Raw genomic sequence first — 20,258 nt, forward strand, 5'->3', positions numbered from 1 at the left:
TAAATCTCCAGAACGTCTTTTTACTTTGCTAGCAAAAGTAGGCAGATTCCACATTTCAATTATCTCGATCCTTTAATCACAAATATAGCATGTATCACACCAGGTACCCATCCAATGATTGTTAATAGTACATTGATTACAACTTGCACTGGTCTTCCAGTCATCAATACTGCAACTGGTGGGAGTAGGAGAGCTAAAAGATAAATCATAATTTATTACCCCCTTTGGTTTGATGGTTTCCCTTACTGCTATTTTTTAAAACCAAATGCCACTTTATTGACAACTGTTATAAACAACAAATTCAACAAACGAAAAAACTTTGCCAATAAGTAAATAAAATTAGCACTTTCTACAAAAAATACAAAGAACTAACTTTTGTGAAGGATGGGTTTAGATGAAAGTTGCTGAATTACTTGTGAAATGTTTGGAAAATGAAGGGGTTGAATATATTTTCGGGGTACCGGGAGAAGAAAATATTGATGTCATGGATGCGCTTCTTGACTCGAGTATTGAATTTATCGTGACGAGACATGAAACAAGTGCTGCTTTTATGGCTGGTACATACGGCAGGCTTACTGGCAAACCAGGGGTATGTTTAGCAACGCTTGGGCCAGGTGCAACCAATCTGTTAACTGGAGTTGCAAACTCGAATATGGATTTGTGCCCGATTGTTGCTATAACGGGGCAGGCAGGACTAGAACGACAACACAAAATTTCGCACCAGTATTACGATATGGTCGACGTTTTTAAGCCTGTAACAAAATGGAACACCCAAATTAAAAAAGGAGAAATAGTCCCAGAGGTGGTTCGTAAGGCGTTTCACGTTGCAACGCATGATAAACCTGGGGCAACACACATTGATTTACCAGAGGATGTAGCTGGACTAGAAGTGGAAGAATCACCACTCCCTATTGTGACTCACACGATGAACGAAGCGGATGATCCGGTAGTTGAAAAAGCCGTCAAACTAATCGATCAGGCTGAGCGACCGCTAATTTTAGCTGGAAATGGAATCACGCGTGATTATGCCACTGATCATCTCCGTTCGTTAGTCGAACAAACGAATATTCCAGTCGTCCATACATTCATGGGAAAAGGTGCATTACCGTGGACAGATGAACGCAGTATGCTTACTGCCGGAATGGGGGGCAAGGACTATATTACATGCGGGTTCAAGGATGCAGATTTAATCATTGCGATTGGCTTCGATATAGCCGAATACCCACCACGAAATTGGAATCCAAATGCCGATACGCAGATCGTTCATATTGATACACAGGAAGCGGAAACGGATGCTAACTATCCTGTTGCTATAAATGTTATCGGTGATATAAAAGAAAATATTAAGAAGGTTAAACATTTCATACCAAAGAAGGAACGTACACTTGATTGGATTCAAAACGTACGAAAACAAGCTTTAGATGAGTTGGAAAGCTTTCAACATGACAATGCTTTTCCTATTAAACCGCAAAAAATTGTTTCGGATTTACGTGCTATTTTAGATGAAAAAAGTATTGTAATTTCAGACGTAGGTGCTCACAAAATGTGGGTTGGAAGAATGTTTCATTGCCATGAACCGAATACATGCTTGATATCAAATGGACTAGCATCCATGGGTGTAGCTGTACCTGGAGCAATTGCTGCCAAAATGGTTCACCCAGAACGAAATGTTGTTGCCGTGTGTGGGGATGGTGGGTTTCAAATGACGGGAGCTGAGCTTGAAACGGCCATGCGTTTGCAAGTCCCTATTGTAATCCTGTTGTGGAGAGATGAAGGATACGGCTTAATCGAATGGCATCAATTGAAAGCATTTAAACGTGCTTCCCATATCAAATTTGGAAATCCTGATTTTATTCAACTTGCCAAGTCGTATGGTTTTGAAGCATTAAAAGTTGATAAAACAGAGAAACTTAAAGATACATTACAGAAAGCTATTAACTTAAATAAACCAGTACTAATCGATTGCCCTGTCGATTATGACGAGAACATGAAGCTCACAGAAAAACTTGATAATATCACATGCTAAAAGGAGGTAGAAGCCATGATAATAGGTTCCATAATAGACGGTAAGGAACGAAAAGAAGATTCGCGGGAATCGTTAATGGTAAAAAACCCATACAATCAAGAGAACGTCGCAGAACTAAAATTGGCTACAAAAAAAGATTTAGATGATGCGGTGGATTCAAGTTTTAATGCTTTCCATTCAACAATGAAAACCATGCCAGCACATGAACGAACAGCCATTTTACAAAAGGCAGCAGATCTTTTGGAGGAAAAAAGGGAGGATTTTGCCCAAACAATCTGCCAAGAAGCAGGAAAGCCAATTAAAGGGAGTCGTGGTGAGATTAGACGATCCATCCAGGTACTCCGTTTTGCAGCTGAGCTTGCGAAAAACATCTCAGGTGAGGTTATCCCGATGGATGCGGCAATTGGTGGAGAAAATCGGTTAGGCTTTGTGAAACGAATTCCACTTGGTGTTGTCGGTGCGATTACACCATTCAACTTTCCATTAAATTTGGCACTGCACAAGCTTGCACCAGCCATTGCAGCCGGAAACACGATTGTTTTTAAACCGGCGGAAAATACACCAGTCACAGGCTACAAACTCGTGCAATTATTTCACGAGGCAGGCATGCCAAAAGGTGCGTTGAATTTACTTATCGGTACAGGGGAGGATGTTGGATCCCCACTTGTAACCCATGAGAAAGTCCACAAAATAAGTTTTACCGGAAGCTTAAAGGTCGGGGAAAGCATCGCGAAAAATGCTGGTTTTAAAAAAGTAACACTTGAACTTGGTTCCAATTCCCCAAACATTTTATTTAACGATGCGGATATCGACTATGCTGCAAAAGCTTTGGTCAAAGGTGCTTTCGCTTTTTCTGGTCAGGTATGTATCTCAGCACAACGTGTATACGTTCAAAAGGATATTTACGATTCATTCCTAGAAAAATACGTTAAAAATACAGAAGCATTAAAGCTAGGTGATCCGGCTGATGAAGCGACTGATATTGGCCCAATGATTGATGAAGAGGCAGCCAAACGGTCAAAAGAGTGGATTGATGATGCAGCAAATAATGGAGCAAAAATCGAAACCGGTGGAGAACGAAATGGTACCATGCTATCTCCAACGATTTTGACTGATGTTGATGCTAACATGAAAGTTATTGCACAAGAAGTTTTTGCACCAATTGTTTCAGTCATTCCATTTGAAACGGAAGAAGAGGTTGTGGGTTATTCGAATGATTCCATTTATGGTCTCCAAGCAGGAGTCTTCACAAAAGATATTAATCGAGCATTACGCGTGGCTGATAAACTCGAGATGGGCGGAGTTTGGATTAACGAAATATCCACGTATAGACAGGATAATCACCCATACGGCGGTGTGAAACAGAGCGGAATGGGTAAAGAAGGTGTCAAATACGCTATCGAGGATATGACCGAAATGAAATTTATTGGTGTGAGGTTAGAGGAACAGGAAGGATAATAGGAAAGCTATCGCGTAATTGGTTGTTACGTGATAGCTTTTTGAAAAAATTTCAGCCCCTAAGTATGCCTCTAGACAAATGCGAGCTTAAACCAATCTCTCGTTCACTCCACTCCCACAATTTTCTTGCTAACTCCATATCTTTTGCTTTGGAGGATAGATGAGCAACCTTCTTTTTGTAGAAATATTCGCCACTAATATGCTCGACTTCAGGACTAGTTGCTAAGTAAAGAGCAGTTTCTGCCCCTTGTTTTGGAGTTTGGAAAAATGGTCTTAGCGCAGCATGGACACTTTTCCCGAACCCTGTTTTTCTACTTACACCAAGACTTGTACTGACTGCTCCAGGGTGGACAGCGTTTACGGTAACATTTGTTCCCTGTAGACGATCAGCAAGTTCTTTAGTGAACAACACATTCGCATGTTTTGATTGAGCATATCCCTTCCAAACATTAAACCCATTTAAAAGATACGGATCTTGAAAATCGATATGGCCAGCCTTATGAGCACCAGAAGATAATACGACTATTCTACCTTGCTCAGCTGTCTTTAAAGAATCGAGTAATAGATTCGTCAAAAGAAAGTGCCCAAGATGATTTACGCCAATCATGCTTTCGAATCCATCACTTGTTGTTTCTCTTTTTACCGATACGACACCAGCATTCAAAATCAAAACATCTAAGCTGTTATATGTAGCTTTAACGTCTGCTACAAAGGAACGGATGCTTTCTAAAGAACCAAGATCACAAAGCATTAAATCAATTAATTCAGAACCACTTTCTTGTTTAGCTTGCTTCAATGCTTGGTTTCCTCGCTCAGCACTTCGACAAGCCATGATTACCTGATAGCCTTGGATAGCTAATTCAATGGTTGTTGCCAGTCCCATACCGGAATTCGCACCAGTTACTAGTGCAACATTACTTTGCATGCGATCGCCCCATTTTCTTATAGTTTTATTTACTCTATCAAACTAAGGAGACACATTCAACGAATTTAAAAAGGATACCAAACATGAAGGTATTGACTTTAACAAGGTCGTTGCATATAATAACATCTAATATTTATTAACAGTTATAACAGTGATGAAGAGACGAGTAGTTAAGTGTAGTTATTTTCAGAGAGCCCCTGTAGCTGAAATGGGGTAATAATGAACTTGATGAAAAAAGACTTGGAACTTCGCATCGATTTAAGATAATTCTTAATGATAATGCGACGGGCTCTCCCGTTAACGAGATAGGGTATAACCAATTTTTATTGACGTACCCGAAGAGGTTGATATGGTAACGTATCAATAAACTAAGGTGGTACCACGAAAGTTAACAACTCTCGTCCTTAAGATGATAAATCTTGGGGGTGGGAGTTTTTTGTTGCTTAATAATAGATGTCTCAGAAATGAATTCTAGAAAAGGAGTGAAAAGATGAATAATGAGCAAACAATGCGTAGAAAAGAAAAGTTAGATGGTATAACGGCACGTGGAATTTTCGCTTATCCAGATAAGTTTTCAACAAATTATGAATTGAATGAAGCGGCGCTGTTAGAGGATGGTGTTACAAGTGTTCGCGTGGCTGGAAGAATAACGGGAATTAGAAGGTTTAGTAAGCTAAGTTTTATAACTATTTCAACGATCAATGAAAGCTTACAACTCTTATTGAAAAAAGGGGAGATTGATGAACAGTCTTTTACTAATTTCCATGAATTAATCGACATTGGTGATTTTATTGGCGTGGAAGGTCACATGTACAGTACAAAAACCAATGAAAAAACGCTTCGGATTCAAGATTACCAATTTCTCGGTAAAGCGTTGCGTCCGCTTCCTGAAAAATGGCATGGGTTAACAGATATTGAAACACGCTATAGAAAACGTTATTTAGATTTTATCATGACGGAAGAAACGAAAAATCGTATTATAGCCAGAACAAAGATGGTTCGCTCCATTCGCAAGTTTCTTGAAGAGCAACGATTCTTAGAAGTAGATACACCGATTTTACAACAAACTTCATCTGGTGCACTTGCTAAGCCATTTAAGACGCATCATAATGCTTTAGATTCTGATTTTTATTTGAGAATTGCTCCAGAAACCTATTTAAAACGATTAATTGTTGGTGGATTTACAAAGGTATTCGAGTTTGCTAAATGCTTTCGGAATGAAGGGATCAGTCCTCAGCATCTTCAAGAATTTACAATGGTCGAGGGATATGCTGCTTACTGGAACTTTAAGGACACTATGAAATTAATGCGTGAGATGGTGCTATATGTTCTTAACGAGATCTTTGGTGAAACTACGATAAAAATCAATGATGAAACAATTGATTTTTCGTTAGAATGGGATATTGTTTCGTTTAGGGATTTAATTTTAAAGGATACAGGTATTGACATTGATCATTTTCCAGACGTGAACGATTTGTATGAGGAGACCAAACGAAAAAATATTGAACTTGAACATACGGATATCCAGACTCTTGGAAGGGGAAATCTTATTGATCTTCTGTACAAAAAAATGTGTAGACCTTATTTAGTAAAACCGACTTTTTTAGTCGAGCATCCAATTGATTTGTCACCTCTAGCAAGAGCAAATGATGACCATCCAAATTTGACAGATCGCTTTCAATTGATAATAAATGGTGCAGAGGTAATAAACGCCTATTCTGAATTAGTCGATCCGCTTGAGCAAAGAAGAAGGTTGGAGAATCAGGCGTTACTCAGAAATAACGGAGATGTAGAAGCAATGGAAATGGATGAAGATTATTTAATCGCTATGGAATATGGAATGCCGCCGATTTCAGGGTGGGGATTTGGAATTGAACGGTTGCTGATGGTACTGACAGATAGCGATACTATCAAAGATTGTGTCTTTTTTCCACTGACGAAGAAAGGTTAATTTTATTAGTGGCGAACAAAGGTCAATTTTAGCTCCGGAAATACACGTAGGGCTCCTTGAAAAAGATAAAAACTACTTCTTGCGCGCGATGCTTTTTCAAGGAAGCTTCTAGGAGCTCCAGATAAACAAAGTACGACGATGTTCACTAGAAGCCCTAAGCGCGAAGAAAATTTCCGGAGCGTTTTTTCACACCATTCTTAAATACTAATATCCGACTCTCATTTTCCATCTCTTATGATTAACTTCTTTAAAACTGCATAAACAGGCAAGAAGACTACCAAGAAAATGCTGAAATCAGCCAATAGCAATAGTAAATCAAATTTATCTGCAAACCAATTATAATCAAGACCGATAAGGGAATGTATCCAATCAGAGACAATTTCAGATATAAAGATGCTAATAAAAATTATGATGAGTTCCTTCAAAGACCATCACCACCTTGTAAAAGCTAGCTTCTACTATTCGTCATTACAATTTTATCAGAAAATTCACTGTTTGGAAATATATTTATTTGTAATTATAAAACAAAATAACCGTAACTAAAGAAATAAAAATTATTCTGAGAAATAGTTAGACTTTTCAACAATTATTCCCATATTTCTACTAATTATCTGATAGAATATAAGTACACAAATAGCGAATGAATACACCAGTCAACAACCCACCACTTATCAACCTTTCGGTCTGATTGAAGTGGGGGCTTGAAAAAGCCTTTGTTGTCTAGCCTAAGTCTTGATTGACTACGTTGGTTTGGTTATCACACCCTCGGATGATACCCTAGTCCGTTGCTCTGTGCAGGCGCTGTAACAGTTCTGATTGGGTAGGAACGGTCAACCTGAATTTGGCGGATTACCGCAAAGTCTTACCAACATTGGCGAAGGGTAACCACTCCCAGAGAGGAGGAACACGATGGTAGTGTTCGTTATTAACAAGCATGGACAACCTTTGATGCCATGCAAACCAAGAAAAGCAAGATTGCTGCTCCAAGATAAGAAAGCAAAAATTGTTTCCCGTGATCCATTTCAGATTCAATTATTGTATGAAACAAACAGCTATACCCAAAAGGTGAAAATCGGCGTGGACTTGGGGGCAAAACATGTTGGTATTGCCATTACAAGTGAAAATAAGCTGCTTGCCAAAGGGGAAATAGAACTTCGCCAGGATGTCAAAAACAATTTGGATACAAGAAAAACCTACAGGCGTTCCAGAAGAAACCGAAAAACACGTTATCGCAAGCCCAAATTTCGAAATCGGAGGCGACCAGAAGGATGGCTGCCGCCAAGTATCCAGAGTCGCATCGATAACACCTTCTTTTGGATTGATAACTATTGTGCACGTGTACCAGACCCTGCGTTAAGCCTGGAAGTGGGCAAATTTAACGTGCAAAAAATGATCGACCCGGATATACAAGGTGTAGCCTACCAGCAAGGCCAAACGTATGGTTACCATGATGTCCGTTACTTTGTATTGGCAAGGGATCAGTATACATGCCAGGTATGCAAAAAAAAGAACAAAATGTTGAACACCCATCACGTTATATACCGTTCACATGGCGGTTCCAACCGGGCAGACAATCTCATTTCCGTTTGCACAGATTGCCATACCCATGACAATCATCAAAAGGGTAAGATTCTTTGGAATTGGATGGTAGAAGGAAAGAAGCTGTCCCGATATAAAGAAGGACCATTTATGAATACGTTTCGCAGGCGGGTGTTTGCCAAATACCCCGACGCAAAAATAACGTATGGATCTGTAACTACACCAAGACGAAAAGAGTTGGGATTGGAAAAGACCCATGCGAATGATGCAGTGGCTATTAGTGGTATTTCTATCATCAAAGAGGATGTTCAAACTGTTTTCCAAATCAAGCAGTTCCGCAAAAAGAAACGGTCATTGCATGAAGCAACTGCGAGAAAAGGACGGAAAACGAAAAATGTTACCAGCAAGCGAAATGAGAAGAACAAGAAATCGTTGGGTGGTTTCTATCTGAATGATAAAGTAAGATTAGATGGAAAAACAGGCTATATTACGGGCTTTACAGGAACAAGTGGGGCTTATGTCAAAACGATTGACGGTGATTATATTACCGTACCAAATAAAACCTATAAACAAGTAAGCCTTAGGAAGCTAACACAAATCAGCCATCATAACAATTGGCAATTGGCATACAAAGCATTTGGCTAACGCCAACCGAAATTCATCTCCCACCTACTCTTTGGGCTGTCGCCCTTCGCATTCCTTGAGGTGGGAGACTTCTTTCGGAGTGCTGTTAAAGCAATAACAATGATACAGGGGGTTTTAGCATGAATGAACAATTTAGTAAACCTAAAGGGTTTGGGGAGATACTCGATCATACCTTTCGAGTAGTTAAAAATCATTTTTCGGATATTTTTCTAATTTTACTTCTTCTCTTAGGGCCGATTTATGTATTACAGGCATTAATTGAATTGCTAGCCGGAATGAGCTTTATCGGTGGAATGGGCTCAGGTGATAATTTCTTAGAACAATTACAAACTACGTACACACAAACCGAGCCTAGCGTTAATGTAGGGGCGGATATCGGATATTTTTTACTTGGCATACCGCACATTGTATTATTAGCAGTTGCCCAGGTGGCAATTTTATATCTGGTGAACCATATTCGAAAGGGAGAATCGTATACGGTTGGCTCTCTAATTAAACAAGCCTTTTCTAAATTTTGGCCGATTACTGGAAGCACATTGTTAATGGCGGTAATCACGTTTGGATTAATTGTAGTACCAATTATTTTTGTGACGTTTATAGGGATAGCAGGAGCAGTGGTAGACCCATTTGGCGGTTTTCTATTTGCTGTGCTTATATTACTAGGTGTCGGATTAGGTGTTGCACTGTTAGTGATCCGATGGAGTTTTTATTTAGGGTTAATCGCGTTTAACGAACCGGCTCCAGCCCTATCACCAAGCTGGAGTCTTACACATGGTCGGACGTGGAAACTATTAGGACTTTATTTAATCTTTGGTATTATTACTGGTATTATTTCCTTGGCAATAGAACTTCCAGTAGTTGCACTGCTAGGTAATGGTATTTTATATGGGATTATTATCAATCTAATTTCGGTTGTAACAACAGTCATTTTCTCAACTGGATACGCGATTATGTTCTTCGATTTGCGATTACGTGTTAACGCCGACGATTTAAAGGAAATGATTGAAGATTACAATGAGCCAAAGGAATAAATAGGAGAATACCTTCTAAAGAATAGATGGGGGAAAACATGTACGATAAGAACCAAGCCAAAGAAGAGCTGAAAGATATTTTGAATCAAAAAGAATATCAAATCTATTATGAAGACAACCGAAATTTTCTAGAAATCTGGTGGGATAACGTAAAAAGCTGGGTAGGAGATTTCCTTAAGAACCTATTTGACTCAATTGAACCTTCAGGCAGTGGATTTGGAGGAATTGTTCTATTAATCGGTATTGTTGCGGCAGTCGTATTACTTGTTTTTTTAGTTGGACGTAACTACCATCGCAAGCGAAAATTTCGTGATACCAAACCGCTTCAATCTACAAGTGAGGTTAATTGGTCGTATCATAACCATTTGTCAGAGGCGCAAAAACAAGAGAGTAAGAACCAATATTCCATTGCTTCGCGTCATCTTTTTTTAGCATTATTACTCTATTTTGATGATAAAGAGTGGCTAGAAGCAAGGTTGTGGAAAACGAACTGGGAATATTATGAGGAACTTCGAAAAGATAGCAAAAATAGAGCTGATCAATTTTTTAACCTAGCACAAGTTTTTGATGAAATTGCTTATGGTGAGCGAGACATAACACAAGATGCATTTTTAGAATACAAAGATAAAATCATGAACAGTTTAGAAAATAACCTTCAGTTGGGTGGAAAGGTGGAGTGAGCAAGTAGTGCAGAAATCAAAAACAAATAAACGAACATGGCTGTGGCTTGTATGTATTCTTGTACTGTTTATTAGCATTAGCTATTTCGTCTCTTCACCTGATCCAAAGAATTATCCAGGCTATGTTTCCAACTCGCCTTCCCCTACAGGTGTAAAAGGTTTTTATACATATTTAGATGGTGCAAAAAGATGGTCACATCGACCTGAGCTTTTACCAGACGAAAACGAGAAAAATATATTGGTGATGGTGGAGCCTTCCTTTATACCAAATTCAAGTGAAATGGAAGCTTATACAGAATTTATGGAATCAGGGAATACCATTCTTTTGTTGCAGTCTAATCCGAGTGGGATGTTTGGTGTGCAAACAACCTACATAGAAGATGAGGCATCAGGAAAGCTGTTTAATCAGAAAGACAAAAAGTATATGGCCGAAATATTGTCTCCAGCTAGGCTGAAAACGAATGAACAAGATGAAGTGTTACTTTACGATGATCTCGGAACAATTGCTTTCAAACGTTCATTTGGGGACGGGCATTTAATTGTAGTGAATTCGCCGGAGTGGATAACAAATGGGGCAATTCTCGAAAAAGACCATTTATCGTTAATTTTATTGTTAATGGAAGAAGGAAGCAGGCCAGGTACGACTATATTGTTTGATGAATATAGTCATGGTGCAGAAAACGCTGCGAGTCTTTTCGCCGTCTATCCTAAATGGATGGTAGTTATCGCGTTTCAAGCCATTCTTTTTACCATCCTCTGGTTATGGTATCGTGGAAAACGCTTTGGACCGATTATGATTGCTAGAGAAGAAACAGTACGATTTAGTGATGAACGAATCAAAGCTTTAGCTGCATGGAATCTTCGCGGCCGAAATTATAGCGATTCTATTGAAATTCAAGCGAGTTATTTAAAGCAACGGTTACAGGAGAAATTCGGATTTCCCTATCAGAAAGATTGGCATGACATAATGGGTCAATTGGAAAAGAAACTACCAAACTCAGACATTAAAACCTTCGTCACAGAACTTACAGTATTATTGAATAAAGAAAAAATAACGAAACAAGAATACCTATTAGGATCGAAAAAAATAGATAGAATACGGAAAGAGGTGGATGGGGATGAGGAACGAGCTAACATCCTTACTGACAAAGTATGAAAAGACGATAATTGGCCAACGTACAAATCTTAAACTCTTGTTATCGGCTGTTTTAGCTGGAGGACACGTGATTATCGAAGGGGTACCAGGTACTGGGAAAACGAAAATGGTACGGACACTTGCAACATTAATTGGCGGATCATTTAATCGGATTCAATTTACACCTGATTTACTGCCAAGTGACATCACTGGTAGTACGATTTTTAACATGAAAGAAAGTAATTTTCAAATGATCAAAGGGCCAATTTTCACCAATATCTTGCTGGCAGATGAAATTAATAGGACACCTGCAAAGACACAAGCTGCACTTCTTGAAGCAATGGAAGAGAAGCAAGTAACGATCCAAGGGGAGACATATCAGTTACCAGAAGCCTTCTTTGTAGTAGCAACACAAAACCCGATTGAGTTTGAAGGTACATATCCGTTGCCAGAAGCGCAACAGGACAGATTTTTATTTAAGCTATTAATCGATTTTCCGACATTAGAAGAGGAAATCACGGTGTTGAAAAATGAATTGATTCAGGGTGACGAAGGCGTCGAGCAGGAGCAAGTGTTGACTGTCGAACAATTTCTTACAATTCGAAAAGAAATGGAAGGTGTTACATTAAGTGATGACATAATGGACTACATCATGAAAATTGTTCGAAAAACGCGTGAGTCAGAAGCTATTCGCTTTGGTGCGAGTACGAGAGCAGCAATAGCTATTGGACGTTCTGCAAGGGCGTGGGCATATATTGCGGATCGTGACTATGTAACGCCAGATGACGTTAAAATGGTTGCACGACCTGGTCTTAGACATCGTATGCAACTATCACCGCATATGGAATTGGAGGGAGCGACTGTTGACCAAATTATTCAAGAGCTTGTGGGGTCGATTCCTGTTCCACGGTAGGGGTATACTACCAACGAAACGACTACTTGTAATTTTCCTTATAATTTCAAGTTGTGTAACCTTACTTACTTTCATAGAATTATCATGGGAAAATATCATTATCATCAATGGTGCATTTTTGGTAGTCAGTTTACTAGATTTATTCCAAATACCTAGAAAAAAGCAATTGGCTTTCACTCGCAATATTTCTGAGGAGTTCGAAAGAGGTATTTCCTATCACGTCACCATTGAAGTGAAAAATGCTTCAGAACATACAGGTAAACTACTCATTGCTGATGATTTGCCACAGTCCTTTCATACAATTTTCCCTGTTCGTGGACGTATGGAAAGGCAGGCAACATCAACAATTACGTATCAGACAAAGGCAACTGTGCGTGGAAAATATCAACTAGAAAAACTTTATGTCCGTTACCGTAGTGTGATAGGACTATGGGAAAAACAAACGACTGTTGAGTTGGGGGATATTGTCAAAGTAATTCCAGATCTAACCGAAACGAAGCATTATTTAGCAAATGCACAACAGTTTCTTACGGCAGATGGAGAAAAGCTTCGCAAACGTCAAAGTGGCGCAGGAGAGTTCAATAAGGTTCGAAACTATGTAGTTGGTGATGACCCGCGGACAATCAACTGGCGTCAAACAGCTAAATTGCAAGAGGTTATGACAAATGAATACGAACCCGAGCATGGAAAATATATTACGATTTTAATTGATTGCGGTAGGATGATGGGGCAGGAATTGGCAAAAGGTAATCGTCTTGATAAAGTGCTAGAAGCAGCGATTATTGTTGCTGCTGCAGCATTAAAGAAAGGCGATTATGTTTCTGTCATTGCCTTTTCAAAAGATATTAAGGTGTATATACCACCTGCTAAAGGACTCAGTCATTTACAGACGATTTTACAATCTATTTATGATTTACAAGTGGAAGCAAGTGAGCCTAATTATGCTGTAGTTTTCAATTATCTTCAAACGGTACAAAAGAAACGAAGTCTACTATTATTATTTAGCGATGTAGGAACACTTCTAAACGAAGAAAGTGCACTTATTCAAGTGAAAAGATTAAGGCAAAAGCATTTGTTCTTAACAATTGGTATAGAAGATTCGGCGTTATTTTTAACAGCAAAAGCAGAGCCGAGTACATTACATAAGGCGATGGAAAAAAGTATGGCTCAGCTACAAATTCACTCAAGAAAAAAGGCGAAATGGAATTGGGAACGACAGGGATTACAACTTGTTGAGGTAAGAGAGGAACGACTGGCAACTGCAGCCGTTTCCCATTACATTGACGTTATGAACCGGGGCTTACTTTAGATTTACTTTTACTAAAATGGCCGAAAGCAACATATAGAATCAAGCCAATTACCGTGACAAATGCCACAACATACTTCGTTTCTAAACTAAGTGACGCCGGGGTGATGAATCCTTCAATCACACCTGCCAAGACGAACAAAGGAATTGTACCGAGTAATAGTTGAACGGAACGCACGGCTTGAACCTTTAATTGATATCCGCGTGAAAATTGTCCTGGAACAAATAGTTTATAGCCCATTAGTAATCCAGCACCACCTGCAATAAATATGGCTGTAAGCTCAATCATCCCATGAGGAACGATGTACGCCCAAAATTCATACGATTTCCCGTCTAACCAAAACAGGGCTGCAAGCGCGCCAATCAAAATGCCGTTGGTAATCAATATATAAACAGTGAGAATCCCAAACGTGATGCCACCCGCAAATGCTAGGATGGCGACCTGAATATTATTCGTCATAATCTGTGCTGACATCGAAGCGGAATCAACCGATCCATTGTTTTTACCAAGATTGTCAGGGTCAACACCTTGCGCCAGCTCAGTTGGGATCACGGAATAGATATGGTTCGGATCGTCTAGCACAGCGAAAAAGCTTGCTAATCCACCTGCAACAAATAATACCATAGCAACGACGACAAACCTCCATTGGTCTATTAGCAGACTAATAAATTTTGTTCTGAAAAAATAGTGTAATTGTTTAGCGCTTGAAACTTGATCTTTATATAGTAGATTATGTGATTTTGATACAATGCCATTTAAGTAAGCTGTCACTTCCTCGTTTGGAAAATAGGTTTGACTATAGGATAGGTGGTGGGCTGCTTTTTGATAGAGCCGGTCAAATTGTGTCATGTCAGCAGTTGAAAGATTCCTTTTGTTCTTATGTATATGTGTAATCAATTGTTCTAATTGTTTCCAGTCATCTCGGTGTTGCTTTATAAATTGTCTTACATTCATTTGGACACCTCTTTAGTATGGCTGTTCTCATTATAAATAATTTGTTGAAAAATTAAAACAGTTATTCGGATATTAGAAGGTAGGTTTTTGAAATGACTCATGAACAAGTCGAAATTAAAACACCTGAATATGTTTCCCTCCAGTTCCCATTAGCTGGATTAGGAAGTAGGGCAGCGGCACTCATTATTGATCAAATCATCTTAACGATTGTCAGTATTTTGGTGGTTCTTGGATTGGTTTTTATGGAATTCGGACAGTTATCAATGATGTATATGCCAGATACGTCATCCTTAGCAATTGCAATTACGATTATCCTTTTATTTTTGATTAATTGGGGCTATTATTTTATCGTTGAATTCTTTTCAGGTGGAAGAACGATTGGAAAAAAATTATTGGGTGTAAGAGTTATACAAGAAAATGGACATAGCTTAACGTTACTATCAAGTCTCCTACGTAATCTTCTGCGTATTATAGATTCCTTACCAACCGCGTATTTAATAGGAATGCTCATGGTTTTTTTTCATTCGAAACATAAACGATTAGGTGACCTTGTTGCAGGTACGATTGTAGTTCATGAAATAAAAGGGAAGAGGAAAAAAGCATCTGCAATTGAACGAGAAATGGAATCAAGAGGACTTTCAAAAACGTATATTTCAGTCGACGAGTGGACGTTAAGATCCCTTGGAACGAAAGAATGGAATATAATGAAAACGTATAGCAATCGCTTTTTGCAGTTGCCTGAAATCGAACGGAAGGTGTTAACTAGAGAAATAGCAATGATTCTATTACCGAAAATAGGATTAGAAGTTGGCAACAAAACGATTCATGAATTAGAAAATGAACTCTTGGTTCTTTACTTACTCTTAAAGGAAGAGTGGGAATATGAATTGTAGGAAATGAAAGAAAAAGACGGTTGTTGTGGCCATTAAAATTTATGGCCACAACAACCGTCTTTTCCAACTATGACCATCTCTTTGGTATTGTAACCTAGTATGTTTCCGCTCTGGATCCCCCTGCCAAAACTCAACTTCGTCAGCGTATACAGCATACAATTTCCAATTAGGATTAATAACTTGAGGATCTAGTTTGACTAATCTTTTGGCTTCCGCTAATGATTTTTCTAATTCATCTCGTGAGTTCATTTCTTTACTTGGCTTTCCAATTAAGGCAGAAGCACGTGAAGCGCTTGATCGTTCTAGAAAATCTTTCGAACTTTCTTTAAAACCCATGTTGGAGGCAATACCTCGTATTCGAACCTGTCGCCCGAGTTCCTTCCAATAAAATGTTAAGGATACATTTGGATTGTCCTCTAATTGTTCACCCTTTCTACTTGTTGCTGAAGTTGCAAAATACCAATTATTAGGTGTGACGTTTTTTAGAATCAAAACCCTAGCATCAGGCTTTCCATCTTTATCAACTGTAGACAGAGTCATAGCATGAGCTTCGGGCACACCTTTATCAATCGCGATAGTCAACCAGTTCACAAACAGGTCAGTCGGTTCATCAGGTACATCAGATGTATTAAATTTCGGAAATGGACCTTTCAAGGAATTTATACTCCTAAGTAAATTTTTTGTCTGATTCATATCAACAAATTCTCCTCGTGATCATAATTTTGTTCTAACTTCAAAATATAGGAAAACGATAAATAAATCCATATTATTTTTACGATCATTTTACAGGAGAAATGAGAAACTTGTTGTTGAACTAAGTGCAGTTAATGAACAAAACAAATATAAGTTTCCTGAATAATCAAATTTGGTTTGGTGGCAATTTTGTAGTACAGACCAACTTTTCTTAAATCGCAAAAATAGACCAATAAATGGATGGTTTGGGTTACAAGCATTAGGGAAGAGACCCTTATAACACAGTGAAATACATTTAACTAACATGATACGTTTAGAGAGGAGGCTTCTTGAAATGCTGCAGGTTGTAGTAGACGTTATACAAGAGTATGGAATATGGGGATTATTGGTTAGTCTGGCAGTTGAAGCCTCTGCCGTCCCGTTTCCAGGTGGATTGGTTACGTTGGTTTTTGGGTATGTTTTAAAGCTTTCGTTTATTGAAATTGTTTTGTATGGTCTACTAGCAAGTACGGTGTATAGAGTTTTCAGCCTGGTCCCATATCTCATCGGTTATAAATTTGAGGAAAAGTTGAAAGAAAAAACGAGCCGCAAAAAAATAGAAAAGGCAGAGCGCTGGTTTAAAAAGTTCGGTATTTGGAGTATCGCATTTTCCAGACCACTAGGACTTGGAAATTATATTTCTTATGTTTCTGGAACCTTCAAAGTCAATAAATGGACTTTTTTATCGTTAACACTATTAGGAATTCTCCCTTGGACAGTGGGCGTACTTTGGTTAGGAAGTGTCGGTCACCTAAAATCGGTGAAAACATTTATGGAAGAATTCCAGTTTTACGCTATTCTTGTTTTAATAGTAGTAGCGGCCGTTTATATATTTTACCGAATACGAAAAAAGAAAAAAGATAAGATGCTTCAAAAAGAAGTATGAATACTCCCACCACTTCATTTCTAATCCTATGGGTTAGGTCCTATTACTGACTTATGAATTTTTATAAAATGAAGATACAGAAAATATAGTATTTAGTTTATAATGAATTTATTGATTGAAATTTTGCCGTTTTGTCCAGTCAAAATTGGAAGTTTTAAATCCTGACAATATTCTAGATTGAGAGGTAGTTACAAATGACGTTTAGTATAAGAAAAATGATTCAAGATGACATTCCACAAGTTCAACAAGTGGCAACGACTACTTGGAACGTTACTTATGATGGAATTATACCACTGACAATACAAGAAAACTTTTTGAAATCAGCCTATAACGAAGAAATGTTGAGGAATCGGTTAGAACGATCGTACATATTTGTTGCAGAAGAAAACGAGAAAGTTTTAGGATATGCTAATTTTTCTCCTGTAAAAGAGGGAGGAGAAACGGAGCTAGGGGCAATATATTTGTTACCAGAGTCCCAAGGTAGAGGAATAGGTACTGCTTTATTAAATGAAGGAGTTAAGAATATAGACGGTATTAAGGAAATATATATTAATGTGGAAAAAGAGAATATAACGGGTAAAAATTTTTATAAAGCAAAGGGGTTTGAAACAGTATCAGAGTTTGATGATAACCTATACGGTCATATTACAAAAATGGTACAAATGTGTTTGAAAATATCCTAACCCAAAAGGATGTGTTATAAGTGAAGGTTTCTTTAATTGTTGCTATAGACAAAAATAGAGTAATTGGAAAAGATAATGACATCCCATGGAGCATTCCGAACGATTGGCAGTATGTAAAAAATACAACAAAAGGACATGCGATTATATTAGGCAGAAAAACGCTTGATTCACTTGATGGAGCCCTACCAGATAGAAGAAATATTGTAGTGACACGAAATAAGCGTTTTAAATGTGCTAATTGTGAAGTTGCACATTCAGTCGAAGAAGCTCTATCTTTATGTAAAGATGAAGGTGAGATTTTCATTTTCGGTGGAGAACACATTTATACGTTATTTTTGCCTTACGTGGAAAAGATGTACATTACCAAGGTACGCCATGAATTCGATGGTGATTCATTCTTTCCAGAGGTTGATTATGATGAATGGAAAGAAACTTCAGTTGAAAAAGGAATAAAGAATGACCAGAATCCATATGACTATTATTTTCATGTTTATGAAAAGAAAAACACGTAAAAAAATGCATTCCTGACCAAAGCAGGAATGCATTTTTTAATAATTTGCTAATGGACTTGCATCCAATAGATTCATAGCGTAAACAAGTATTACTGCGAGTAAGATCGCTAAACCTAAATAGAGAAAGAGCGATATTATTTTTGTACCTAATGAGGTTTTATAATATGTCTTAGTGCGATTTATTTCTTCTTTAATTTCTGTTAGCCTAGATTGGTTTTTTACTAAAGCATACTCAATATTTTTATCTAAAGAAGGGTTTTCTCCCATCTCATATTTTTTTCGACTAATATCATTTAACGTATTAATCAATATTTTTTCTTCTGCTTTGTATTTCTTGATATCCAATCGTTTCTTGCCTTGTAAAAGAGGCATTTTAAAATTTGAATTGTTTACAAGGTAACGTTTCGCATTATTTTTATGAGTATTTAGCTTTTTGATTAAGTCATTGTATTCATTGTAATTACGTTCCTCATCATATTCATCATCGTACGCTTGCAAAAATCGATTTAGATCGTCATTAATATCCGATATAATCTTTGTTTCGTGTTCTCTAACTGCTAAGTTCTTGCTCTCTTTATATTGTCCCCACCAGGTAATAAAACCAAAAATAAAGATTAAGAAAAGAATTGGATCCGGTGAGATGAATATAACCGGGATCATTATAAGCAGTCCCACGAACCAGATTTTCGTGGATAGTACACTTACAATTCTTCCGCCATCAAGTGGAGAGACAGGAAATAAATTAAATAAATTTATCAGTGCCCCTAAATGGATAACAAGTACCCAATAAGGATCACTTGTTGCCATGTAAAGTAGAAGTGCTGGAATGATTGAAAGTAAACCTGCTAAGGGCCCTCCATAGGCAATAAAGAATTCTGTTTTCGCATCTTTAATTTTTTTCGGATCAATTCCAATTGCAGCACCTAAAAATGGAATAAAAACTGCGGGACTCGTCGGGATTTTTTTAATTTTAGCTGCTGCCAAGTGACCCATTTCATGTATAAAAATTAGGTATATAATTGCAAAAGCAAATTTCCATCCGTAAATTAAGGCATATGCCCAAAGTGATACGAACATGGAAATCAATGTAGCAAACTTTCCAATCTTTAAGACTACCAAGAGCCATTTGGCTTTCGTTAGTAAAAAGAGACCAATTACAGCAATCCATCCCCAGACGCCTTTATTTGTTTTTTGTTTAGAAGTTGCTTCCATTAACTATTCTCCAATCAACTTTCTTTTTTAACTATTTAATTTATCATAACATATATTTCTTATCTTTTAGTTAAGTATTGTGAAAAGTTGATTTTTGACTCATGTTACCACTTTGTTGAATTATTCCTCCATTCCTTTCTGTTGCAAATAAAGAAAAACTCGCGTAACGAACATTGCCAGTACTACAATTAAGAGATAATTCCAAAATAGATCAATATATCCCATCCCTTTATGAAGTTGAATTAAATCTAATACCACTAATAGAGGCTTAAATAAAAAAGAAAAAATTGCACTTAATAATGCGCCATACAAGAATACGTTTTTATTATGGTTTAAGCACCACTGATATAACAGCATAAATGAGACCGGAACTAATGAAACATCTAATGCAAAATTCACAGGCATAACGGGGATTACTTGGAATGGATATGCTACATGTCCTGTAACCATCGCTAGTGCATCAGAATATGCAAACCAGACATGAATATTGAATCCGTAAAATCCAATTTGAAACACCTTACGTTTATCAATAGCAAAAAACACAACAATAAGTGGAATAACTAACATGATGGCAATTGCCCAAAAGTGCCAATCATCCCAGGTCGAGAAAGTTTTCCAGTACTCAAACCATTCCTGTGTAATTTGTTCCTCTTGGTTTGAGATTTCGGCCAAGCGTTTTCGCTGTTCTTCCGACATTCTTTATTCATCACCTTCACTGATAAAGTTAGTTTAGTTTTCGTTGTTCTGAAGGAATTATACCTATGTTTGGTATAGCC

At 37.8% G+C, this 20,258-nt stretch carries 19 protein-coding genes and 1 other annotated feature; of the genes, 13 read left to right on the forward strand and 6 right to left on the reverse strand.

The annotated features are described in order from the left end of the window. Nucleotides 1–59 precede the first annotated feature (59 nt). Entirely contained in the window at nt 60–209 is a 150-nt protein-coding gene (locus ACY9Z2_RS08945; protein WP_463609288.1) for a YqaE/Pmp3 family membrane protein, read from the reverse strand. A gap of 185 nt (nt 210–394) precedes the next feature. Between ACY9Z2_RS08945 and ACY9Z2_RS08950 the strand changes: the two genes are divergently transcribed. Continuing rightward, nucleotides 395–2,026, forward strand: a complete 1,632-nt coding sequence (locus ACY9Z2_RS08950; protein ID WP_463609289.1) for an acetolactate synthase large subunit — start codon at nt 395–397, stop codon at nt 2,024–2,026. A 15-nt stretch (nt 2,027–2,041) separates the two neighbouring features. Further along, a complete protein-coding gene (locus ACY9Z2_RS08955; protein ID WP_463609290.1) occupies nt 2,042–3,484 on the forward strand; it encodes an aldehyde dehydrogenase family protein in 1,443 nt (480 codons plus the stop codon). Nucleotides 3,485–3,536: 52 nt separating this feature from the next. Here ACY9Z2_RS08955 and ACY9Z2_RS08960 read toward each other — a convergent pair whose 3' ends face one another. Further along, entirely contained in the window at nt 3,537–4,409 is an 873-nt protein-coding gene (locus ACY9Z2_RS08960) for an SDR family oxidoreductase (RefSeq protein WP_463609291.1), read from the reverse strand. Between the two features lie 145 nt (nt 4,410–4,554). Next, nucleotides 4,555–4,818, forward strand: a binding site (T-box leader). An 81-nt stretch (nt 4,819–4,899) separates the two neighbouring features. On the opposite strand from ACY9Z2_RS08960, the gene lysS reads away from it, so the two are divergent. The 7 genes from lysS (at nt 4,900) to ACY9Z2_RS08995 (ending at nt 13,612) form a co-directional block, all read left to right on the forward strand. After that, the gene (gene lysS / locus ACY9Z2_RS08965) at nt 4,900–6,360 is read left to right on the forward strand and encodes a lysine--tRNA ligase (protein ID WP_463609292.1); all 1,461 of its coding nucleotides are present in this window, start codon (nt 4,900–4,902) and stop codon (nt 6,358–6,360) included. A 909-nt stretch (nt 6,361–7,269) separates the two neighbouring features. After that, the gene (iscB, locus tag ACY9Z2_RS08970; RefSeq protein WP_463609293.1) at nt 7,270–8,544 is read left to right on the forward strand and encodes an RNA-guided endonuclease IscB; all 1,275 of its coding nucleotides are present in this window, start codon (nt 7,270–7,272) and stop codon (nt 8,542–8,544) included. Between the two features lie 119 nt (nt 8,545–8,663). Then, the gene (locus ACY9Z2_RS08975) at nt 8,664–9,575 is read left to right on the forward strand and encodes a hypothetical protein (RefSeq protein ID WP_463609294.1); all 912 of its coding nucleotides are present in this window, start codon (nt 8,664–8,666) and stop codon (nt 9,573–9,575) included. Between the two features lie 38 nt (nt 9,576–9,613). Further along, nucleotides 9,614–10,255: a DUF4129 domain-containing protein gene (locus tag ACY9Z2_RS08980; RefSeq protein WP_463609295.1), complete on the forward strand. Its 642-nt coding sequence runs from the start codon at nt 9,614–9,616 to the stop codon at nt 10,253–10,255. Between the two features lie 7 nt (nt 10,256–10,262). After that, entirely contained in the window at nt 10,263–11,411 is a 1,149-nt protein-coding gene (locus tag ACY9Z2_RS08985; RefSeq protein ID WP_463609296.1) for a DUF4350 domain-containing protein, read from the forward strand. Continuing rightward, a complete protein-coding gene (locus tag ACY9Z2_RS08990) occupies nt 11,374–12,303 on the forward strand; it encodes an AAA family ATPase (RefSeq protein ID WP_463609297.1) in 930 nt (309 codons plus the stop codon). Before ACY9Z2_RS08985 ends, ACY9Z2_RS08990 begins: the two co-directional genes overlap by 38 nt. After that, a complete protein-coding gene (locus ACY9Z2_RS08995; RefSeq protein WP_463609298.1) occupies nt 12,254–13,612 on the forward strand; it encodes a DUF58 domain-containing protein in 1,359 nt (452 codons plus the stop codon). Before ACY9Z2_RS08990 ends, ACY9Z2_RS08995 begins: the two co-directional genes overlap by 50 nt. Here the strand turns inward: ACY9Z2_RS08995 and ACY9Z2_RS09000 are convergent. Further along, nucleotides 13,590–14,564 (reverse strand): stage II sporulation protein M, encoded by a 975-nt coding sequence (locus ACY9Z2_RS09000; protein WP_463609299.1) that lies wholly within the window; start codon nt 14,562–14,564, stop codon nt 13,590–13,592. The two genes, ACY9Z2_RS08995 and ACY9Z2_RS09000, sit on opposite strands and share 23 nt — an antisense overlap. Before the next feature lie 92 nt (nt 14,565–14,656). Here ACY9Z2_RS09000 and ACY9Z2_RS09005 point away from each other — a divergent pair, with 92 nt between their 5' ends. Beyond that, nucleotides 14,657–15,457 (forward strand): RDD family protein, encoded by an 801-nt coding sequence (locus ACY9Z2_RS09005; protein WP_463609300.1) that lies wholly within the window; start codon nt 14,657–14,659, stop codon nt 15,455–15,457. 39 nt (nt 15,458–15,496) lie between these two features. Here the strand turns inward: ACY9Z2_RS09005 and ACY9Z2_RS09010 are convergent, their stop codons facing one another. Beyond that, nucleotides 15,497–16,111, reverse strand: a complete 615-nt coding sequence (locus ACY9Z2_RS09010; protein ID WP_463609301.1) for a pyridoxine/pyridoxamine 5'-phosphate oxidase — start codon at nt 16,109–16,111, stop codon at nt 15,497–15,499. 373 nt (nt 16,112–16,484) lie between these two features. Between ACY9Z2_RS09010 and ACY9Z2_RS09015 the strand changes: the two genes are divergently transcribed. The 3 genes from ACY9Z2_RS09015 to ACY9Z2_RS09025 all read left to right on the forward strand — a co-directional run bounded on the left by ACY9Z2_RS09015 (nt 16,485) and on the right by ACY9Z2_RS09025 (nt 18,270). Then, nucleotides 16,485–17,075: a DedA family protein gene (locus ACY9Z2_RS09015; RefSeq protein WP_463609302.1), complete on the forward strand. Its 591-nt coding sequence runs from the start codon at nt 16,485–16,487 to the stop codon at nt 17,073–17,075. A gap of 194 nt (nt 17,076–17,269) precedes the next feature. Then, nucleotides 17,270–17,758, forward strand: a complete 489-nt coding sequence (locus tag ACY9Z2_RS09020) for a GNAT family N-acetyltransferase (RefSeq protein WP_463609303.1) — start codon at nt 17,270–17,272, stop codon at nt 17,756–17,758. Between the two features lie 20 nt (nt 17,759–17,778). Continuing rightward, nucleotides 17,779–18,270, forward strand: coding sequence for a dihydrofolate reductase (locus ACY9Z2_RS09025; RefSeq protein ID WP_463609304.1), 492 nt, complete (start codon nt 17,779–17,781; stop codon nt 18,268–18,270). Between the two features lie 36 nt (nt 18,271–18,306). Here ACY9Z2_RS09025 and ACY9Z2_RS09030 read toward each other — a convergent pair whose 3' ends face one another. Together ACY9Z2_RS09030 and ACY9Z2_RS09035 are read right to left on the reverse strand one after the other, a co-directional pair. Then, nucleotides 18,307–19,482 carry a site-2 protease family protein gene (locus tag ACY9Z2_RS09030; protein WP_463609305.1) on the reverse strand — a complete coding sequence of 392 codons (1,176 nt, stop codon included), beginning with the start codon at nt 19,480–19,482 and terminating at the stop codon, nt 18,307–18,309. Nucleotides 19,483–19,602: 120 nt separating this feature from the next. Further along, entirely contained in the window at nt 19,603–20,178 is a 576-nt protein-coding gene (locus ACY9Z2_RS09035) for a CBO0543 family protein (protein ID WP_463609306.1), read from the reverse strand. Between the last annotated feature and the right edge of the window lie 80 nt (nt 20,179–20,258).

It is taken from the genome of Virgibacillus sp. GM2-2, assembly GCF_055329585.1.